The sequence below is a fragment of the Ruegeria sp. K7 genome, assembly GCF_056531785.1.
The window spans coordinates 232,241-252,137 of record NZ_JBQFMJ010000005.1 but is presented as its reverse complement, the minus strand read 5'-3'; the positions used below and the strand labels follow the sequence as shown (position 1 = coordinate 252,137).

Below are 19,897 nucleotides of genomic sequence, written 5' to 3'. Positions count from 1 at the left end.
TGCCGAGAACCTGGCCATCGACCGCGCCAAGCAGCTGTTTGGCTGCGGTTTCGCCAACGTGCAGCCGAACTCGGGCTCTCAGGCCAACCAGAGCGTGTTCCAGGCGCTGATCAAGCCCGGTGACACCATTCTGGGCATGAGCCTGGATGCCGGTGGTCACCTGACCCATGGCGCCCGCCCGAACCAGTCGGGCAAGTGGTTCAACGCGGTGCAGTACGGCGTCCGCAAGGAAGACAACTTGCTGGACTACGATCAGGTCGAGGCGCTGGCGAAAGAGCACCAGCCCAAGCTGATCATCGCCGGCGGCTCGGCCATCCCGCGCCAGATCGACTTTGCCCGCATGCGCGAGATCGCCGACATGGTCGGCGCCTATCTGCATGTCGACATGGCGCATTTCGCCGGTCTGGTGGCGGCGGGTGAACACCCCAGCCCTTTCCCGCATGCGCATGTGGCGACCACCACCACGCACAAGACCCTGCGCGGTCCGCGTGGCGGCATGATCCTGACCAATGATGAAGATATCGCAAAGAAAGTGAACTCGGCCATCTTCCCCGGCATTCAGGGCGGCCCGCTGATGCATGTGATCGCGGCCAAGGCCGTGGCCTTCGGCGAGGCGCTGCAGCCCGCCTTCAAGGACTACATCAAGCAGGTTGTCGTCAATTCGCAGGCCCTGTCGGATCAGCTGATCAAGGGCGGTCTGGACACGGTGACCCATGGCACCGACACCCATGTGGTGCTGGTCGACCTGCGCCCCAAGGGTGTCAAGGGCAACGCCACCGAAAAGGCCCTGGGCCGCGCGCATATCACCTGCAACAAGAACGGCGTGCCGTTTGACCCGGAAAAGCCGACCATCACGTCGGGCATCCGTCTAGGCAGCCCCGCCGGCACCACACGAGGCTTTGGCGAGGTTGAATTCCGCCAGATCGCGGACTGGATCATCGAGGTTGTCGACGGCCTGGCCGCCAATGGCGAGGATGGAAACGGCGCGGTCGAAGCCAAGGTCAAAGCCGAAGTCGCAGACCTCTGCGCACGATTCCCGATCTACCCGAACCTGTAAGACGAAGGACCCAAACCCATGAGCTTTCATTCCATTGAACAGGCCCCCGCCCGCCTGAACCGCAGCGAACTGGCCGTCCCCGGCAGCCAGCCCGGCATGTTCGAAAAGGCGGCCAAGTCCGATGTGGACGTCATCTTTCTTGATCTGGAAGACGCAGTCGCACCAGACGAAAAGGAACAGGCGCGCAAAAACATCGTCGAGGCGCTGAACGATATCGACTGGGGCAACAAGACCATGTCGGTGCGGATCAATGGTCTGGACACTCACTATATGTACCGCGATGTGGTGGATGTGGTCGAACAGGCTGGAGAGCGGCTGGACCTGATCATGATCCCCAAGGTTGGCACCGCCGCTGATGTCTATGCCGTCGACATGATGGTCACGCAGATAGAAGACGCAAAAGGTTACAAGAAACGGATCGGTTTCGAACATATCATCGAAACCGCGCTGGGAATGCAGAATGTCAGCGAGATTGCAGCAGCCTCGAAACGCAACGAAAGCCTGCATTTCGGGGTCGCGGATTATGCGGCTTCGACCCGCGCACGGACCACGATCATTGGTGGCGTGAACCCGGACTATTCGGTTCTGACCGATCCTGACGCCGGGGCCAACCGGGCAACGCATTGGGGTGACATGTGGCACTATGCATTGGCGCGCATGGTCGTGGCGGCCCGTGCAAATGGTCTGCGCCCCATCGACGGGCCATTTGGGGATTTCCAGGACCCCGAGGGATACAAGGCCGCCGCCAAGCGCGCCGCTGTTCTGGGTTGCGAAGGAAAATGGGCCATCCACCCCAGCCAGATCGCACTTGCGAACGAGGTGATGTCGCCCGGTGATGCCGAAGTGACAAAGGCCCAGCGCATTCTGGAAGCCATGGCCGAAGCCGAAGCTGCCGGAAAAGGCGCGGTTTCGCTGGATGGCCGGCTGATCGACTATGCCTCGATCCGGCAGGCCGAAGTGATGGTGGCGAAAGCCCGTCAGATCGCCGCTGCCTGACGCCACTAAATTCAGGTCTCACTTCGGACCTCCACGCATCCGCCAATAAGATCGCATTGGCGGATGCAAGCCCGGTCCCAATCTCCACGCAGACAGGCGAACAGACGCGGCTCAACGTTTCGGAAATGTGCGGCCTGACGCCTGACAATTCCGGAAGCTTCAAAACCTGACCAGGTCAAGGATTCGGGATTCCGCCCGCTGGCGGTCGTCAGTTCAATCTGGCCTCCAACACGACCGAACGCACGTACCCACCCGAGCCATCGAACCATTTGGAAGGCACGACATTGCTCAGATCCCGCCTGCCGCGCTGCTCATACTGAAATTGGGCGAAAGCCTTGTTGCCTTTGCCGTGCGTCGTGTTGGGTTTTGACGGCAACCAGTTTGTGTATTTGACCGGCTCACCACTATACCAGCGCCAGCCGATTATTGCATTGCCTTCACCGGGGTCCTTTCTAAAACCGAAATACGGCCCCGCCTTGTAACTGTAATTCGTCCTGCTGTCGTATCCGACGTCAAAGAAGGACGGGTCATTGGCAATCATGCGAACAATAAACGCATTCTCTTCGGCTGACGTTATTGCGGCAAGATCGACACCGCATTTCTGGGCTTCGCCGCGAGCGTTCCGAATGTTGCCCGAGAAAACCATCACAATGTAAAGGCTGTCGCGAAACGTACCGTAGATGCTCTTTCTCAGCCCAAGACAGCCCAGGATCGACGTGATTTCTTCAGATTCGCCGAGCAATTCCAGCTCTTCGACGTTCTGACGAACTGCGAACGGGTTGCTGATGAAACTGTCGTCCGCCCCTTTTTGCAAACCGATCCCCAGACTGGCCAGCACGGCAAGATCTACGTATCCGGTCTGCTCAAAACCATTCTCTGCCTGAAAAGACCGTATTCCAGCGCGTGTCCTTGGGCCAAAAGCGCCATCGGGCGTCCCAACATCAAAACCTGCTTTATTGAGTTCTTGCTGCAAACGCATTTTCATTTCTCGATCCGGCAGCAACATGTCTTCCAACACACCGATACGCCCATCTTTTTTGACCCAATTTGGTGTTATTTCGGCCATACGGTTCAGCACTTCCGGTTCGGCAATCGACGCCGCGCGGTATTTCTGGCTAATCAGACTCCAGCCCCGCATCGTGTTGACCGTCATCGCTGCTTCCATTTCGTCTTTGCGAGTTACAGTCGGTGCCAACGGAACAGGTGTAGCGGGTGCCTGTAATGCCGCCGTTTCCAGGCCAGGGACCAGAAAAATGTCCTGACCCGGAAGCGATCCATAGATGAAAGGCTCTTGAAAACCGTCCGTCAGTTCAAACACCCGGTCTCTTACCCGGCGGAACATCTTGCCCAGCTCCAACCCCGGCTGTTCGATATGCTCCAAAAGCGCCTGCGCGTAAGGGCTGTTCCGGCCTTCGCCATCCTGCGCCAGTGTGCCCCCGCGGGCGGCATATCCAACAACCACACCGCCCGGTTCCACCGCAGCCAGCCCGCGCCCGACCGACCGGGTCGCCGAAACGCGTGTCATCTGCGCCAGGAAAGGATTGTTCCGACAGGCGTCGACCAGCACGATTTTCAGCCCGGGGGCATCTGCAATGGCGTTCACGATCGCATCCAGACGAATGGCCTCGAACTCGACGTCCCGATCGCTTTTCAGCGTTGCGTTTACCGGTATAAGGTAGTTCGTGTTTTCGATCTCGATCCCGTGGCCGGCAAAATAAACCAAGGCCACGTCAGCGGCCGCGGCGGTTTCCGCAAAGTCGCGCAGTGCGATGCGCATACCGTTGTAGTCGAGGTTCAGGCTTTCGGTGACTTCAAACCCAATGCGCCTGAGAGATGCCGAGATATCTTCGGCATCATTCGCCGGGTTACTCAAGTTCGATACATGCTGATACGCGGAATTACCGACTACAAGCGCGACCCGGTTTTCCAGGGCTTCAAGCCGCGATGGCATCAGCAGGACAAGCAGGCCAAAGGACAGAAGCCAGATGCCAGTTCTCCAACAGCGACCAGAAGACATGCGCACTCACCCGAACTCATTCAAACAGCGCTGAGGACTTTAGCACAACTCTGCTCAACCTCAGAATCCGCCAGGGCAACGGGACACAGACGCGTCCCAAACTGGACTCTGACTTAGATCATGCTTACCGTTGCTTTTGAATGTTCTGTTTTATTAAGGGTTTACTGCGCGAGGCTTCGGGTGCCGTCGATCAGGGTTACAAAATTCGCACTGTTGTTCACGCTGGCACTGCCGGTGTTCTTTGACACTGGCGCTTTGGCGGCAAGTGAAGAACAAGTCACCAACGGGTCCAACGACGTTGTGTTTATCCCCCCTGAGATTGGTGCGCCCGGAGACCGAATGGGGGCCGGCACACGCGGCACACTTTCGGGCGATGACACAGAAATGCTGACGTTGTTGGTGCCGGAAGGTGGCGGCCTGACAACTCTTTCATCCCCCCCATTGGTCTGGCGTTTGGCACACGGCCACCGGGGAAACCTGATCATCGGCCTCAATCCACTTGGATCATTGGGCATGGAGTTGCAATTACAGGGCCCATTTCCGCCGGGCGACTACGGGCTGGATCTTGGCAGGTCCGATTACACGCTGGAAACCGGCCGCATCTACGAATGGCATGTGGCGCTGATCGACCAGCAATCTGGTGCTGTTCTGGAGCGAGCGACAGCTTTGATCGAGCGGTTTCCGGATCAGATGAAGGCTCAGAACCCCGCGGCGGCAGGTCTTTGGTTCGACGCGCTTGCGCAACTGGTTGAAATTGGCCTCAGCGGTCGCGTGAGGGCCACTGACGCAACCGGGTTCGGGCAGCTTCTAGAAACAGCCGGTGTGGGCCGTTGAAATCAGAAGGTCAAAGACAGGCATGGCTGAGACCGTCGATGCTGATGCCAGTCTGGCAAAGCTGGGCACTGGTCGGCTTGATCACCCTTGTTGTCGGAGGTCTATTGGTCGAATTGCGGTTGAAGGGTCTGCTTGAGCCTCTCCAACGTGCCCAATACGACTGGACCACGTCGGTGCTTGCAACCCCTGAACAAACGAAAGATGTCCTTCTTGTCGCCATCTCCGACGACGATCTCGGGCAATGGGGTTGGCCAGTCCCCGACGCGCAGATCGCACAACTGACGGAAACCTTGCTGGCTGCCGGCGCGACCGCAGTCGGGATCGATATATACCGGGATGTTCCTGCGGGCGATGGCCGGGACAGGCTGATCAACATACTGAACGATCCCAGAGTTGTCGTGATCTCGAAACTGGCCGACGCAGGCGGGACAGGCATCGACGCACCTACCGGGGTAAAAACCGGGTTTTCGGACATTCCGATTGACCCCGATGGCGTTGTGCGGCGCGCCCTTCTGCTGGTCAACACGCCGGATGGGATCGCAGTGTCGCTGTCAATGGAACTGGCGGCGATTTTTTCATCAAGGCCCACATTGCAAAGCGCCCCGGATAACCCACGTTTTCTGGCGTTTGGTAAAACGACCGCAGAGCCATTGGCCAAAGGGCTGAACTTGTTTCGTAACGCCGATACTTCTGGTTATCAGATCATGATCGATTATCTGAATGATCTTCCGATTGCCCACCGAGTCCCCGCAGCAGATGTACTGGCTGGGAAAGAGCTGGCGCAATTCGACGGAAAGACGGTCATCATCGGTGTTACCAGCCACTCGGTTAAGGACTATTTCTCGACTCCCCTCAATCGGGCAACCGGGGCCAGTTTCACTTTCGGCGCGGAAGTTCACGCAGCCATTGCGCAACAGCTGATCGACTATTCGAATGATTCGCGTTCTCCGTTGAGCTCTCTGAGCGACCTTGTCTCCTCTATCATCATCCTGCTTTCAACATTTGCCGGCGCATGTGTGGCTGTATTCGTTCGAATGACTTCGCGGGCCATCGGTTTGGCGACGGTGGGCGGGGCGGTCTTGTTTGTCGGTCTGTCCGCCCTTCAAGCGGCAGCCCTGCTGGCGCCTGCAGCGACCACGTTGTTGGGCTGGTCTATTGGGTTTCTCATCGGGTTCGCCGTTATCGCCGGAATTTCACGCAACCAAAGACGCGCCATCGTTCAGGTGTTTTCATCACACCTGTCCGAGGAGCTTTCCGCCGAAATATGGCAGCAGCGAAAAAGACTGCTGTCCGGCGGCAAGCCAAGATCCCGCCGTCTGTTCGTCACCGCACTGCTGGCCGATATCGAAGGTTCAACGCGGGTCGGAAATTCGATGGATGCGGAAGATTTCATGGTGTGGGTATCGCGCATATTGGACAGGTTGGGTGAAATCGCACGCGAACATGGCGGGTTTGTCGAAAAGTTCACCGGAGATGGAATCCTCGTCGTATTCGGCGCTCCGATACCAAGCGAGACAGAATGCCAACGGCAGGTCGACGCCCAGTCAGCCCTGCAATGCGCGCGCGCCATGCGCCAAGCCGCGATCGCACTGAATGCAGAATTGAACGATCAGCCGAATTACAATCTGCGAATTGCACTGAACAGCGGCGAGGCATTGGGAGGAACTCTGGGCGTGAGCGGCTCGCTGCACTACAATGTGATCGGTGACACAATCAACGTGGCCGCAAGACTGGAAAGCTGGACAAAATCCCTTGATCGCGACAGCGGCGGGTTCCGCCCTGTGTGCATGACCATGGCCACTGCGCGCACCATTGACCCCAATCGTGAATGGCCCGTGCTGTCCTCATTCCTTCACGACGATGGGGTTACCGATATTCAGGTCGTCGCCGTCGAAATGGAATAGCGAGTACGGCCTTCTGAAAAATGTTCCGTGCTGGCAGAGCGTCGTGGGCACTCAACCTCCGCAATTGCATTGGTGCCTGCGCACCCCTCCACGGAAACAAGGGCATTACTGAACGCAGGGGGGCCAGGCTATCTTTTGCACACAGGACTTTCCGCGATTTCAAACGCCAGCGGATTGCCCTTGGAAGGGGCATAGCGATGATACGTTTTGTGTGAAGGACAAATATCGGTATGACGATTTTCAGCAAACCCAAACTGCGTTAAGATGGTCAAGCAAAGCATTGAATTTTCAACACTCTGTGTCGCAACGTCTCACTCCAACAAGCGAACAGTCTCGCCCGTTTCCAGCGCCTTCTGGGCGGCAAGCCCCATCTTCACGGCCCAGATACCATCATGCAAACTCACATCCGGGCCCGCCTTTTTGCCGCGTAACAGATCCAGGAACCCCTTGTGCTGGTAGAATGTCGAACCGTTGTGATCCCCCGCTGCCAGAAGACGGGGATCGACGGGGATTTCCTGCGCGACAGGTCCCTTCGGATCCCGCGGACTTAGAATAACCTGCGGCACCGGCGGCTCGCCCAGATGCTTTGGCCAGAACCGGCCCGGTCCCGGCACCAGCGCCTCGATTTTGGCCTCCGGGCCCACGGCCGAGATTTCTTCCTGATAGCGAGAGCCTTCCGCAAACATGCACAATTCCAGCAAGGCTCGTGCGCCATTGGCAAAGTCGACAAGCACATAGCCGTGATCAAGAATATCAGGCACCTCACCGTCATAGCTCTCGTTCAGATGGTTTACGGCCTGTCCGCCGCTGGCCGAAATTCGCACCGGGTCAGAGTGCAGGATCAGGCGCATCAGGTCGAAGAAATGGCAACATTTCTCGACAAAGGTTCCACCAGTGTTGCGATTGAACCGGTTCCAGTTGCCGACCTTCTCCAGAAACGGAAAGCGATGTTCACGGATCGTCAACATACGGACCCCACCCGTTTCCTCGATCTTCTCAATCAGCGCAGCTATGGGCGGCATATAGCGATACTCCATCGCTACCCAGATCGGATGCGGATAATCGCGCTGCAGACGCTCCATTCGCGCCGCATCCTGCGGGTCGGTGAACAGGGGTTTTTCTACCAGCAGCGGCAGCGGACGGATCTGAGCGATCTTGCAGATCTGCTCGACATGCAGGTGGTTTGGGCTGGCGATAACCAGGCAGTCCAGCTCATTGACCGCCAGCAACTCCTGCACGGACCCCGACAGAACCGCATCCGGCGCGATGGTTTTCGCGGCATTTGTCATTGCCGGGTCAGGTTCGAAAATCGCCGCAACGCGCGCGCCTTCCAACAAGCCGATATTGTGCAGGTGTTCCTGCCCCATCATGCCGCATCCGATCAGCCCGTAATTGATGACCCGGGTCATGCGCGTTTCCTTTTACTTCAAACGTTGGACATAGGTGGCCCGATCGGGATCGAACCATGTTTTTGAGAACTCAACGGGCGCCGCCCCTTCGGACCAACTGAACCGCTCGATATACCCTACGATCTGACCGGCGGGCTTGGTGAAGTCAGGTGGCGTCCAGTCGGGCAGCGCACCAACCGAAACCCGGTCCTCAGCCCGGGTGATCCAGAACCCCAAATGGTGCTGGTAATACCGGTAGAGAGAATCCGACAGCAGGTTGCGATCAATCCGACCGGCTGATTCGTCCAGCCAGATTTCCTCGACCGCGATAATTGTGTCATTCAGATAACGCATCCGGCGCACGCGGGACCCGGTTTCGGCGGTACCGAAATTTGGCAGATCAGACGGCTTGCGCAGATAGTCGACCGACAGGATGTCCGCCCGTGGCAGGCCGCCGCCTTCGGGCAGTTCCAGCCGGAACATCGCGTAAACGCTGTTCTGGGTTCCCGTCTCGCGAACATAGTTTCCCGAACCCTGAATGCGTTCCAGCATCCCCTTTTTCTCAAGCTCTGATAGCGATTTTCGCAGCGTCCCGACCGAGACCTGAAGTTCGGCCGCCATATCCCGTTCTGGCGGCAGGCGTTCCCCGTCGATAAGACGACCCGCCGCGATGTCGCGGATCAGAAGTTCCGCGATCTGAACATAGATCGGCAATGCGTTTGGGTTTCGGCTGGTTGGGGACACGTCTGGGCGCTTCATTCGGTCGCAGGAAAAATTGATACACTATTGATCTACATCAATGCGGTTGCTACGCAAGAGGAAAGTGGAAACCGCGCGGAGAACGACTCAGATGACCATCGTCCCCATCACTTCGCCCGATCTGGACGCGGCAGAAGTATCGTGGTTCGCGGCGCTGTGCTCGGACGATTATCAGTTTCTGGGCGTGCCGGATGGCAATCTGCGGTCCAGCTGGGAACATTGCTCCGGCATCGTGAAAGAAGCTGAAGCGCAAGGGTTTCGAAACATTCTGTGCCCCTCGTCCTATCAGGTCGGGCAGGACACGCTGAGCTTTGTGGCGGGCTGTGCACCAATCACCGATAGGATCAATTTGCTGGCCGCGGTTCGCTGTGGCGAAATGCAGCCAATCATGCTGGCTCGTACCATCGCAACGCTGGATCACATGCTGAAGGGGCGGCTGACGGTCAATATCATCTCGTCCGATTTTCCCGGCGAAAAGGCTGAAAGCGCCTATCGTTATCAGCGCTCTCGCGAGGTGGTGGAAATTCTGAAACAGGCCTGGACCCAGGATGAGATCAATCATGCGGGCGAAGTCTATAACTTCTTAGGCCTGACGACCGATCCGGCCAGGCCCTATCAGACCGGTGGTCCGTTGCTGTACTTCGGCGGCTATTCTCCGTCGGCCCTGGAACTTTGCGGCGAGCACTGTGACGTCTATCTGATGTGGCCGGAAACCAAGGATCAACTGGCCGAACGGATGAAAGCCGTCCATGCGGTTGCCGAGAACTACAACCGAACACTGGATTACGGCCTGCGCGTGCACATGATCGTCCGCGATACCGAGGCCGAAGCGCAGGAATACGCGGACTACATCGTCTCGAAACTCGACGATGAATATGGGCGCGCCATTCGTGAACGCGCGCTGGATGCAACCTCGCTGGGTGTGGCGCATCAGGCCAAGAACCGCGATCTGGCGGATGAATACGGCTATGTCGAGCCCGGTCTGTGGACTGGCGTTGGCCGCGCAAGGTCCGGTTGCGGAGCCGCGCTGGTCGGGTCGACCGATCAGGTTATGTCCAAGATCGAGAAGTATCAGAAAATGGGCATCCGCGCGTTCATCTTCTCGGGTTATCCGCACATGGATGAAGCCAGGCACTTTGGCGCCCGCGTTTTGCCCAACCTGAAAACCTGCTCGCTTCCCGAAGAATACGGGCGCGTGCCCAAGACGACCCCGGCCACACCGCTGGGCAACGGAGTTCGCCGCTGATGCAACGTGTAAAACTATCGGACACGCTGGAATTGAGCCGCCTTGTCTACGGAATGTGGCGGCTGGGCGATGACAGTGATACTTCGGCGGACCATGTCGAAGCCAAGATCCAGTCCTGCCTGGATCAGGGCATCACCACCTTCGATCAGGCTGATATCTATGGCGGCTACGCAGCCGAAGCTGTGCTGGGTGCTGCGCTGCGTGCCAATCCCGGCCTGCGCCAGCGGATGGAAATCGTTACCAAATGCGACATCATCGCACCTGTCGGGCGGTATTCGGATGCGAAAGTCAAATACTATGACACCTCGCGCGCGCATATCCTGCAGTCGGTAGACACCTCGCTTTCGGAAATGGCCATCGACCATATCGACTTGCTGCTGATCCACCGCCCCGACCCGCTGATGGACCATCATGAAACGGGCGCAGCACTGGATGAAGTTGTCACCAGCGGCAAAGTGCGCGCGGTCGGCGTGTCCAACTTTCGACCTTGGGACTGGACACTGTTGCAATCTGCGATGAAGACCAAACTGGCCACCAACCAGATCGAGATTTCTTTAGGCGAGATCAGTCCCTTCACCAATGGCGATCTGGCGTTCCATCAGCAGCATGGGCAACCGGTCATGGCGTGGTCGCCGTTGGGCGGCGGAATGTTGATGGCCGGGAACCCTCCGGTCGGAGTAGTGGCAGACGAAATCGCGCAAGAGTTCGGGGTGGACCGGGCCGCTGTGGCGGTGGCTTTCCTGCTGGCGCATCCGGCGGGCATTCTGCCGGTGCTGGGCACCAACAACCTAGAACGGATCAAGCGCATCTCGGACGCACTGAAGGTCAATCTGGAACGTGAAAGCTGGTTCCGCCTGTACGAGGCGGCACTGGGGCATGAGGTACCATGATGAACGCAATTTCAAAGGACCTGACACGCACCTTCGTTCCACACAAGGACGACACCCGTACCCTGCGCGACGCCTTTGGCCGCTTTGCCACCGGTGTTACCATCGTCACCTGTGACAGCGAAGACGGACCGATATGCATCACGGCGAACAGCTTCTTGTCCTTGTCACTGGATCCGCCTCTGATCATGTGGGCTGCAGACCGCAACTCGCGCCGGTTCCCCTATTTCCACAAGGCGCGGCATTTCACCGTTCACGTGTTATCGTCTGAACAGGACGCGCTTTGCTTTGGCTGTTCCAAGGACGCCCATGCACTGCGTGACATCTGGCATGAGCGGTGCACAAACGGAACGCCGCTGTTGCCGGATTGTCTGGCACGTTTTGAATGCGAGCAGCACGCCTATCACGATGCAGGCGATCACGTGATCGTGGTGGGCAAAGTCCTGAAGGCCAGCATGAGCGACGGAGACGCACTGACCTTCTATGCCGGAAAACTCGGCCAATTCGCGAAGAAATAAGCGCGTTCTGACGACTGCGGGACGAACCCGCAGCTGAACTTGGGAGGATCCGGATGGGCGGACTGGCATCGGTGCTTGCACCGATTGCATTCGTGAACGAAACCGTGCTGCGTCTGGGCCGCGCGGTTGGCGTTGTTGCGATTGCATTGATGGTGATCGCAATCCTGATTCAGGTGTTTTTCCGATATGTCCTGGGCAACGCTCTGCCCTGGCCGGATGAAGCCGCCCGGTTCTGCATGCTCTGGATGACCGGCCTGATGGCTCCGACGGCTTTTCGGCGTGGCGGCTTCGTGGCGATTGACATGTTGCAACGGTTCTTGCCACGCCTGCTGGGCCAGTCCCTCAATCTGTTCTTGTTGCTGATCTCGCTGATCGTCCTGCTGGTCGCCGTCAATATCGGCTGGTCTGAAGTCACAGGCTTTGGCGGCAGATTTGCCACTGCTGCTTTGTACCTGCCAACATCGTTCGGTTTCGATGAATGGTACCGTATTCCCCGCAGTTGGATGATGGCCTCGCTGCTGGTAGGGATCATCCTGCTGATCTCGGTGAATATCGAGCTGATCCTGCGATCCCTGATCACCATGCTGGGCGGCGCACATCTTCTGCCGGAAATTCCCGAAACAGCCGTGGGGGCCGAATAGATGCTGATCTGGTTCCTGCCCACTTTCCTGGTTTTCCTGTTGATTGGCCTGCCGGTCTTTTTCGCGCTGCTGGCCGCGCCGGGTATCCTGCTGTGGCTCAACGGCCAAACGAATGACATTACGCTGCTCTATCGCAATGTCTATAATGGCATGGACAGCTTTCCGCTGATGGCCATCCCCTTCTTCATGCTCGCCGGAGAACTGATGAACCGGGGCGGCATCACCATTCGCCTTGTCGAGTTCTCGCAGGCCCTGATGGGGCACCTTCGCGGTGGACTGGCACATGTGAACGTGCTGAGCTCGATCCTGTTCGCCGGCCTCTCGGGCTCTGCCGTGGCCGACACATCCGCCTTGGGGTCAATGCTGATCCCAGCGATGGAGAAACAGGGCTATACCCGCAAATTCGCCGCGGCGATTACGGCGGCCAGTTCGGTTATCGGGCCGATCATCCCGCCCTCGGGCATCATGATCATCTATGCCTATGTCATGGGTGAAAGCGTCGCCGCCCTGTTTCTGGCCGGAATTGTACCCGGGATCATGGTCGGCGTCGGTCTGATGGTGATGATCAAGTTCATGGCTGATCGCTATGATTTCCCGGTCGCCAGCCGGAAATACACCTGGGATGAACGCCGCCAGGCCAGCCTCAAGGCGTTCTTTCCGCTGATGACACCCGTGATCATTCTCGGCGGCATTCTGGGCGGCATCTTCACGCCGACCGAAGCCGCTGCTGTCGCGGTCGGCTATGCGTTCATCATCGGTTTTTTCGTCCTGCGCACGCTGACACTGAAGGAAGTGCCTAAGGTTCTCAGTAATGCGGGCATGACCTCGGCCGTTGTGTTGCTGCTGGTCGGCGCCGCGATGGCATTCAAGACGGTGGTCAGCCTCAGCCACGCGCCCGAACAGCTGGCCTCGCTGATCCTCAGCCTGTCCGAAAATCCGTTGATCCTGCTGTTTCTGATCAACCTGCTTCTGTTCATCGTCGGCATGTTTCTGGACGCAGGTCCCGCGATCATCATACTGGGCCCGATCCTTGGCCCCATCTTCACCAGCCTAGGCGTCGATCCGATCCATTTCGCCATTATCATGAGCGTCAACCTGACTGTTGGTCTCGCCACGCCACCCATGGGGCTGGTTCTGTTCGTGGCCGCCGCCGTGTCGCGGGAACGGGTTGAAACCATCGCCAAGGCGATCCTGCCGTTCCTGGCCGTCGAAATCATAGTGATCTTCCTGATCACCTATATCCCCGCACTATCCATGACGATCCCGAGGATAACGGGATTTGCAAACTGACTGAGTACCACAGGGAGGAAACGCATGCTCAGACAATTCATCAAAACCGCTGCGGTGGCCACATCGCTTGTGGCCGCGTCCGCCATGGCCGCTGTGGCCGCAGACTATACACTGCGGGCAACTGCGAACTCGAATGAAAACGACGAAGACTACGATGGCCTGATCGTTTTCAAGAACTATGTCGAGGCGGCGTCGAACGGCGCTATCGAGGTCGAGTTGTTCATCGGCACGCAGCTGTGTTCGAACGGCGCGGAATGCCTGCAGGGCGTGGCTGACGGCACTATCGACATCTACATTTCCACTTCCGGCGGGGCCTCGGGCATCTTCCCATATGTGCAGGTTCTGGACCTGCCCTACCTGATGGCCGATGACCGGATTGCCGAGCATGTGCTCTCCGGTGACTTCACCCGCACCATGCGCAACATGGCGCTGGAAGACTCGGGCGGCGCGATCCGCCTTATGACCATCGGCAACACCGGTGGCTGGCGCAACTTCGCCAACACACAGCGCCGCATCGCCGAGCCTGCCGATATGGAAGGTCTGAAAATCCGTACCGTGGTAGCAGACCTGCCGCAGGAACTGGTGAAAGCACTGGGTGCATCCCCTACGCCGATCCCGTGGCCTGAGCTGTTTACCAGCTTCCAGACCGGCGTTGTTGAGGGCTCGAAGAATGGCATCACGGACATCATGGGCATGAAATTCCCTGATGCGGGTCTGCAATTCGTCACGCTAGATGGCCACGCCTACATGGGCGCGCTGTGGTGGATGAACAACGCCAAGTTCCAGGAAATGCCCGAGGACCTGCGCCGCGTGGTTGTCGACGGCTTCTATGCGCTGCAGCAGGCCACCTTTGCCTCGCCCAAGCGCAAGTCGATTCAGGCTTATGAGGATTTCGTCGCCGGTGGCGGTGATCTCTATGTCCTGACGCCGGACCAAAAGGCTGCGTTCAAGGAAGCCGCAACTCCGGTCTATGAGTGGTTCCAGTCCAACGTTGCCCGTGGTGACGAGATCTTTGGTGCGCTGACCGACGCGGTTGCCGCGGCTGAGGCCGACGTGAACGCGTCACGTGACGCGGATCTGAACTAATCTGGCGGGTCGGGCCCGTGGCCCGGCCCTCACCGAAACGGGTACATCCACCCTTTGTAATCGTTCACCATAACATGCGCCCTTTCGATCTGCTCCGGCGACATTTTCTTGACCACTTCCTCAAGGCTGATCGCCGCGTCGGGATCACCGCCAATGGCGCTGAGCGTGTACCACATGTAGGCCCGCACCAGATCGGGCGCAGGCATGCCAAGACCCAGCTCATAGTACCAGCCCACACCAGACTGCGCCCCGGGATGCCCTTTCATCGAGGCGCGCAGGTACCATTCGAACGCCCGTTCGTAATCCTGCGCGACTCCAAGACCCAACCCGTACATCACACCGATCAACTCTTCGGCTTCGGCATTGCCCGATCGTGCGGCCGGCAACAATTCCTCGCGCGCAGCTTCGAACTCTCCCGCCTCCATCATGTCGCGGGCCTGTTCCAACTCGGCCAGCGCAGGCGTCGCAAGACAGAAAAGGGCAAATACAAACTGGCGCATGGGGTGGCTGCTCTCCTTTGGGGCGGGATGGCGGCAGCGCAGGACTTGCCGCGCCCTTTGACCGACGATGACTTCATTTCTTTTGATATGAAACAGGCCGCCATTGGTCATCAACTGTTTTACGATCCAATCCTGTCAGGCAACCGGAACATCGCCTGCGCCCATTGTCACCACCCGGATTTCGGCACCTCTGACGGGTTATCGTTGGGTATTGGTGAGGGCGGACAAGGGCTGGGACCGAAGCGTACCCCCGGAACCGGAGCCGACAGAATCCGCAAACGTATCCCGCGCAATTCTCCGAGTCTGTGGAACCTTGGCGCGAAAGACATTCACACGGTTTTTCACGATGGACGGCTCAGTGTTTCCGAAATCTACGGCAACGGCTTCAACTCCCCTGCGCAGGAATGGCTGCCGGAGGGGTTGAACTCCCTTCTGGCCGCGCAGGCGCTTTTTCCGCTGACATCACAATTCGAAATGGCCGGGAACGTAGCTGAAAATCAGGTCACCGGAGCGGTACATGACCGGATCGACAAAGGCTGGCCGATCCTAGCCAAGCGTGTTCGTACCGAGCCTCGGTATGGCCCTGCCATGGTCGCGGCCTTCGAAGAAATCGAAACCACCGAAGAAATCACGATCATCCACATCGCCAATGCGCTGGCGGCTTTCATGGCCATCGAATGGCGCAGCACGGACAGCCCGTTCGACCAATTTCTGGCGGGCGATGCCGATGCCCTTTCACTTAAGCAGAAAAACGGCATGAACCTGTTTTATGGAAAGGCAAAATGCGCCACCTGCCATTCCGGGCCTTTAATGTCAGATCAGAAGTTTCACGCGTTGGGCCTGCCACCCTTCGGACCCGGCCGCACCCGACAGTGGGATCCTTTTGTGCGCGACGTGGGCCGAATGGGAGAAAGTGACCGGCTGGAGGACGCTTACCGTTTCCGCACCCCGATGCTGCGCAACGTTGCCCTGACTGCACCCTACGGCCATAACGGCGCATTCCCGGACGTTGAAAGCATGATCCGCCATCATCTGGACCCACAAACCAGCCTGGCGAACTGGACACGCGACATGGCGGCCCTGCCCCCGGTTCCCTGGCTTCAGGATGCGGACTTTGTCGTTTGGGACGACCGGTTTGAAATGGAACGTCAGCGCGAAAAGATCGACATTGCCCAAATCACATTGACCGACGCGGAAATCGACAACTTAGTGGCCTTTCTACATTCCTTGACAGGTGCCGGCGTAGACACGCCGCCCTTTGGCGTACCAGCAGGGTTCGTTCCCTAGCGCATCTTACTCAAAACAAAGAAGGAGTTCTCAGGGTCTAGACGCCGCGGCTCCCGGACCATAGCGGCACAGCATCATATCGACGCTGCTTTCGATGGTTTCGGTCATTTCCGCGTGGCTGAGCACTCCGCCACTGAACATCATGGGCCAGAACGCCTTTGCCTTGATCAGTCCGATAAATTCCTTGCCCGCCTGATCAGCGTCTTCGATCTGCAACTGGCCGTCCTTGGCGGCGTCTTTGAGCATAGCGATGAATGTCGAGGTCTTGTCCAGCTTGCCCTGTGCCGCCGCCGCCAGATCCGGGTTGCGCAAAGTTTCGCTGATAATCATCCGCGACATCGCGATCACGTCCGGGCGCATCAGAATCCGGCCCTCAGCCCAGGCCAAATCCGTCAACTGCTCGCGAATATCGCGCCCCGGCTGATACCGGATCTCCAAAACCTCGGCAAAACGGCCGGACAGTTCGGCTACAATTGAACGAAAGAGATTTTCCTTACTTTCAAAATACTTGTAAAGCGTGCGCTTTGACACTTCGGCCCGCGCCGAAATGCGATCCATACTGGCAGAGGCAAAGCCCTTGTCCTGAAACTCGGCCACGGCGGCCTCAATGATCTGGGCGTATTTGGACTCATTCGGTGAATTGCATTCGTTCATGTTCCACCTATAGACCCATCACGTCCGGCCGGTCAAACAACAGTGTAAACTTGAGAGTTTACATCAGCTGATTTGACACATAAGGTAAACGCGCCAGTTTACCGATTCAGGTATCCAGCCCAACAGGAGAACCCCTCATGGCTCTGACATTGAAGTTAAACGGTGAAACCCACACGGTCGACGCCGAACCCGGCACGCCCCTGCTCTGGGTGATCCGGGACGAACTCAAGCTGACCGGCACCAAGTTCGGGTGTGGTGTCGCATCGTGCGGTGCCTGCACCGTACACGTGAACGGCGAACCGGTTCGTTCGTGCCAGACCTTTGTAGAAGACATTGAAGACGCAGAAATCACCACAATTGAAGCCGTTGGTGACGGAAAGATCGGCGCAGCCGTGCAGCAAGCATGGGTCGAACTGGACGTGGTCCAGTGCGGGTATTGCCAGTCCGGTCAGGTGATGTCGGCGGTCGGACTTCTGTCCGAAAACCCCAAGCCCAGCGTCGAAGAGATTGACGACTACATGTTCGGCAACGCCTGCCGCTGCGCCACTTACCAACGCATCCGCGCCGGTATTCAGCGCGCTTCTGAAATTCTGGAGGCCTGATCCATGACCATCAACACTTCTCGCCGTGGATTTCTGAAAGGCGCTGCTGCCGCCGGTGCCGTCTTGCTGGTTGGCGCCCGCCCCGATGGCGTTCTGGCTGCGGCCTCATCCGAGACCGCCCAGTTCAACCCGTTCGTGAAAATTGACGCCGATGGCACCGTGACCGCCATCGTCAAGCACTTTGAAAAGGGTCAGGGCCCTGCAACCGGTCTGCCGACGCTGATCGCCGAGGAAATCGGCCTGACCATGGATCAGATCGAATACGAGTTCGCGCCCTCTGATCCGAACGTCTACAACAACCTGCTGTTTGGCCCCTTCCAGGGCACGGGCGGGTCGACCGCGATGGCAAACTCATGGCTGCAATACCGGCAGGCTGGGGCTGCTGCGCGTGAAATGCTGATCACTGCGGCTGCCCAAAGCTGGGGCCTGGATGCGTCAGGCATCACTATCGAGGAAGGCATCGTCAAGGCGGGCGACAAATCCGCACCGATTGCGGAGTTCGTCGCGGCGGCCTCACAATTAGAGGCTCCGGCCGAGCCGCGCCTGAAAGACCCGTCAGAGTTCCGTCTGATCGGCAACGAAGCGGTGCGCCGCAAGGACTCGGCCATCAAGGGCAATGGTCAGGCTATGTATGCCATGGACGTTCACCTGCCCAACCAGATGGTTGCCATGATCAAGCGCCCGGAGTCGAAGGGCGGCGTCGCGCTTGGTTTTGACGACAGCGCGTCGAAAGAGGTTAAGGGCTACATCAACGCCGCCGTCCTGCCCAACCAGGCGGGCGTCGCGGTTTATGCCGAAAACACCTGGGCCGCGATTCAGGCACGTGACGCGCTTGAGGTCGAATGGGACATGTCGGGTGCCGAAACCCGCGACTCGGATCAGATCAGGACCGAGATCATGGCCGCCCTGGACGCTGAGCCCACGTACAACGTGAACAAGGCAGACGTTGCGGCTGTGGCGGCGGCCATCGAAGGCGCGGAAAAGGTAGTCGAAAAGACCTTCTACTTCCCGCTGCTGGCGCATGCGCCGATGGAGCCGCTGAACTGCACCATCGAACAGACGGCCGAAGGCGACATCGTCCTGCATGACGGGGCGCAGATGCCAACCGGCCCGCATATGGCCTATCAGCAGATCTTCCAGCTGCCGCCTGAGAAGATCCACATCAAGACGATGCTGGCCGGTGGCTCGTTCGGTCGTCGCGCAACGCCGGATGCGGATTATCAGGTCGAGGCCGCGCTGGCTTTTGTGATGACCGACCGCTCACGCCCTGTGAAACTGGTCTGGACACGAGAGGATGACATTCGCAGCGGTTATTACCGCCCTGCATTTGGCCACAAGGTGCGTGTGGGTCTGGATGGAGAAGGCAACATCGTTGGCTGGCAGCATCAGGTGGCCGGACAATCGGTGATCAAAGGCACGCCGTTCGAAGCCGTTCTGGTAAAAGACGGGATCGACCACAGTTCGATCGAGGGGATTGCTGACAGCCCGTACACAATCCCCGGCATGGCTCTGGGTCTGACCGACACGCCCAAAGCTACAACCGTTCTATGGTGGCGCTCGGTCGGTCACACCCACACCGGCTACGTGATGGAGGCCATGATGGACCTTGTCGCCGAGACGGCGGGCCGTGATCCGGTGGAGTTCCGTCTGGCACATCTGGCAGATACCAGCGACGCCGATCAACAGCGCAAAGCAGGCGTCCTGAAACTTGCCGTTGAAAAAGCTGACTGGGGCAACGCACCGGCAGGTCGCGCGCAAGGGATTGCCGTGCACAAATCCTTCGGATCCTACGCGGCTCATGTCGTCGAGATTTCGGGCGATCCAGAGAACGGCATCAAGATCGAAAAGGTCACTTGCGCCGTGGATTGCGGAATTGCGGTGAACCCCGATGTGGTGCGCGCCCAGATGGAGGGTGGTATCGGCTACGGTATCGGTCATGTCATGCGGGATCAGATCACGCTGACCGGAGGTGTCGTGGACCAGTACAACTTCCCGGACTACGAGCCTTTGCGCATCGGCGACATCGCGGAGATCGAAGTTCATATCGTACCTTCCGCCGAGGCACCGACCGGTGTCGGTGAGCCTGGCACCCCCCCCTCGGCCCCGGCCCTTGCCAACGCGATCCGCGCGCTTTCGGGCATCAAGGTGACCTCGTTGCCAATGGCGGAAAACGGCGTCAACTTCGTCTGACGTCCTGTGGTCCCGCGCCAGCGTTGGTTGGCGCGGGACTC

General features: G+C 58.5%; 18 protein-coding genes. 13 read left to right on the top strand and 5 right to left on the bottom strand.

Annotated features, from left to right (window positions below; translation table 11 throughout):
* The coding region (gene glyA / locus ACR0FE_RS11635; RefSeq protein WP_480912841.1) for a serine hydroxymethyltransferase at positions 1 to 1,057 on the top strand (1,057 nt) is incomplete at its 5' end.
* An 18-nt stretch (positions 1,058 to 1,075) separates the two neighbouring features.
* Positions 1,076 to 2,053: an HpcH/HpaI aldolase/citrate lyase family protein gene (locus tag ACR0FE_RS11630; RefSeq protein WP_480912840.1), complete on the top strand. Its 978-nt coding sequence runs from the start codon at positions 1,076 to 1,078 to the stop codon at positions 2,051 to 2,053.
* A 208-nt stretch (positions 2,054 to 2,261) separates the two neighbouring features.
* Here the strand turns inward: ACR0FE_RS11630 and ACR0FE_RS11625 are convergent, their stop codons facing one another.
* The gene (locus ACR0FE_RS11625) at positions 2,262 to 4,070 is read right to left on the bottom strand and encodes a caspase family protein (RefSeq protein ID WP_480912839.1); all 1,809 of its coding nucleotides are present in this window, start codon (positions 4,068 to 4,070) and stop codon (positions 2,262 to 2,264) included.
* 180 nt (positions 4,071 to 4,250) lie between these two features.
* Between ACR0FE_RS11625 and ACR0FE_RS11620 the strand changes: the two genes are divergently transcribed.
* Complete coding sequence (locus tag ACR0FE_RS11620; protein ID WP_480912838.1) at positions 4,251 to 4,904, top strand: DUF928 domain-containing protein; 654 nt, start codon at positions 4,251 to 4,253, stop codon at positions 4,902 to 4,904.
* Positions 4,905 to 4,942: 38 nt separating this feature from the next.
* Positions 4,943 to 6,808 (top strand): CHASE2 domain-containing protein, encoded by a 1,866-nt coding sequence (locus tag ACR0FE_RS11615; RefSeq protein ID WP_480912837.1) that lies wholly within the window; start codon positions 4,943 to 4,945, stop codon positions 6,806 to 6,808.
* 311 nt (positions 6,809 to 7,119) lie between these two features.
* Here ACR0FE_RS11615 and ACR0FE_RS11610 read toward each other — a convergent pair whose 3' ends face one another.
* Together ACR0FE_RS11610 and ACR0FE_RS11605 are read right to left on the bottom strand one after the other, a co-directional pair.
* A complete protein-coding gene (locus ACR0FE_RS11610) occupies positions 7,120 to 8,217 on the bottom strand; it encodes a Gfo/Idh/MocA family protein (protein WP_480912836.1) in 1,098 nt (365 codons plus the stop codon).
* Positions 8,218 to 8,229: 12 nt separating this feature from the next.
* Positions 8,230 to 8,955, bottom strand: coding sequence for a GntR family transcriptional regulator (locus ACR0FE_RS11605; RefSeq protein WP_321253781.1), 726 nt, complete (start codon positions 8,953 to 8,955; stop codon positions 8,230 to 8,232).
* Between the two features lie 91 nt (positions 8,956 to 9,046).
* On the opposite strand from ACR0FE_RS11605, the gene ACR0FE_RS11600 reads away from it, so the two are divergent.
* Genes ACR0FE_RS11600 through ACR0FE_RS11575 form a run of 6 tightly spaced genes read left to right on the top strand, consistent with a single transcriptional unit; the run spans position 9,047 to position 14,623 of the window.
* Positions 9,047 to 10,201, top strand: a complete 1,155-nt coding sequence (locus tag ACR0FE_RS11600) for an LLM class flavin-dependent oxidoreductase (RefSeq protein WP_170614658.1) — start codon at positions 9,047 to 9,049, stop codon at positions 10,199 to 10,201.
* Positions 10,201 to 11,091: an aldo/keto reductase gene (locus ACR0FE_RS11595; RefSeq protein ID WP_170614657.1), complete on the top strand. Its 891-nt coding sequence runs from the start codon at positions 10,201 to 10,203 to the stop codon at positions 11,089 to 11,091. The genes ACR0FE_RS11600 and ACR0FE_RS11595 overlap by 1 nt, the downstream gene beginning before the upstream one ends.
* Positions 11,091 to 11,606 (top strand): flavin reductase family protein, encoded by a 516-nt coding sequence (locus ACR0FE_RS11590; protein ID WP_480912848.1) that lies wholly within the window; start codon positions 11,091 to 11,093, stop codon positions 11,604 to 11,606. The genes ACR0FE_RS11595 and ACR0FE_RS11590 overlap by 1 nt, the downstream gene beginning before the upstream one ends.
* A 53-nt stretch (positions 11,607 to 11,659) precedes the next feature.
* Positions 11,660 to 12,247 (top strand): TRAP transporter small permease, encoded by a 588-nt coding sequence (locus ACR0FE_RS11585; RefSeq protein WP_480912835.1) that lies wholly within the window; start codon positions 11,660 to 11,662, stop codon positions 12,245 to 12,247.
* On the top strand, positions 12,248 to 13,537 hold the full coding sequence (locus ACR0FE_RS11580; protein WP_480912834.1) for a TRAP transporter large permease: 1,290 nt from the start codon (positions 12,248 to 12,250) through the stop codon (positions 13,535 to 13,537).
* A gap of 24 nt (positions 13,538 to 13,561) precedes the next feature.
* Positions 13,562 to 14,623: a TRAP transporter substrate-binding protein gene (locus ACR0FE_RS11575; protein ID WP_480904865.1), complete on the top strand. Its 1,062-nt coding sequence runs from the start codon at positions 13,562 to 13,564 to the stop codon at positions 14,621 to 14,623.
* 29 nt (positions 14,624 to 14,652) lie between these two features.
* Here ACR0FE_RS11575 and ACR0FE_RS11570 read toward each other — a convergent pair whose 3' ends face one another.
* Positions 14,653 to 15,123, bottom strand: coding sequence for a tetratricopeptide repeat protein (locus tag ACR0FE_RS11570; RefSeq protein WP_480912833.1), 471 nt, complete (start codon positions 15,121 to 15,123; stop codon positions 14,653 to 14,655).
* 27 nt (positions 15,124 to 15,150) lie between these two features.
* Between ACR0FE_RS11570 and ACR0FE_RS11565 the strand changes: the two genes are divergently transcribed.
* A complete protein-coding gene (locus tag ACR0FE_RS11565) occupies positions 15,151 to 16,410 on the top strand; it encodes a cytochrome-c peroxidase (RefSeq protein ID WP_480912847.1) in 1,260 nt (419 codons plus the stop codon).
* A gap of 30 nt (positions 16,411 to 16,440) precedes the next feature.
* On the opposite strand, the gene ACR0FE_RS11560 is transcribed toward ACR0FE_RS11565, so the two are convergent.
* Positions 16,441 to 17,064 carry a TetR/AcrR family transcriptional regulator gene (locus ACR0FE_RS11560; RefSeq protein WP_321253792.1) on the bottom strand — a complete coding sequence of 208 codons (624 nt, stop codon included), beginning with the start codon at positions 17,062 to 17,064 and terminating at the stop codon, positions 16,441 to 16,443.
* A gap of 137 nt (positions 17,065 to 17,201) precedes the next feature.
* Between ACR0FE_RS11560 and ACR0FE_RS11555 the strand changes: the two genes are divergently transcribed.
* Positions 17,202 to 17,666 carry a (2Fe-2S)-binding protein gene (locus ACR0FE_RS11555; protein ID WP_480912832.1) on the top strand — a complete coding sequence of 155 codons (465 nt, stop codon included), beginning with the start codon at positions 17,202 to 17,204 and terminating at the stop codon, positions 17,664 to 17,666.
* 3 nt (positions 17,667 to 17,669) lie between these two features.
* Positions 17,670 to 19,856 (top strand): xanthine dehydrogenase family protein molybdopterin-binding subunit, encoded by a 2,187-nt coding sequence (locus tag ACR0FE_RS11550; RefSeq protein WP_480912831.1) that lies wholly within the window; start codon positions 17,670 to 17,672, stop codon positions 19,854 to 19,856.
* The last annotated feature ends 41 nt before the right edge of the window (positions 19,857 to 19,897 follow it).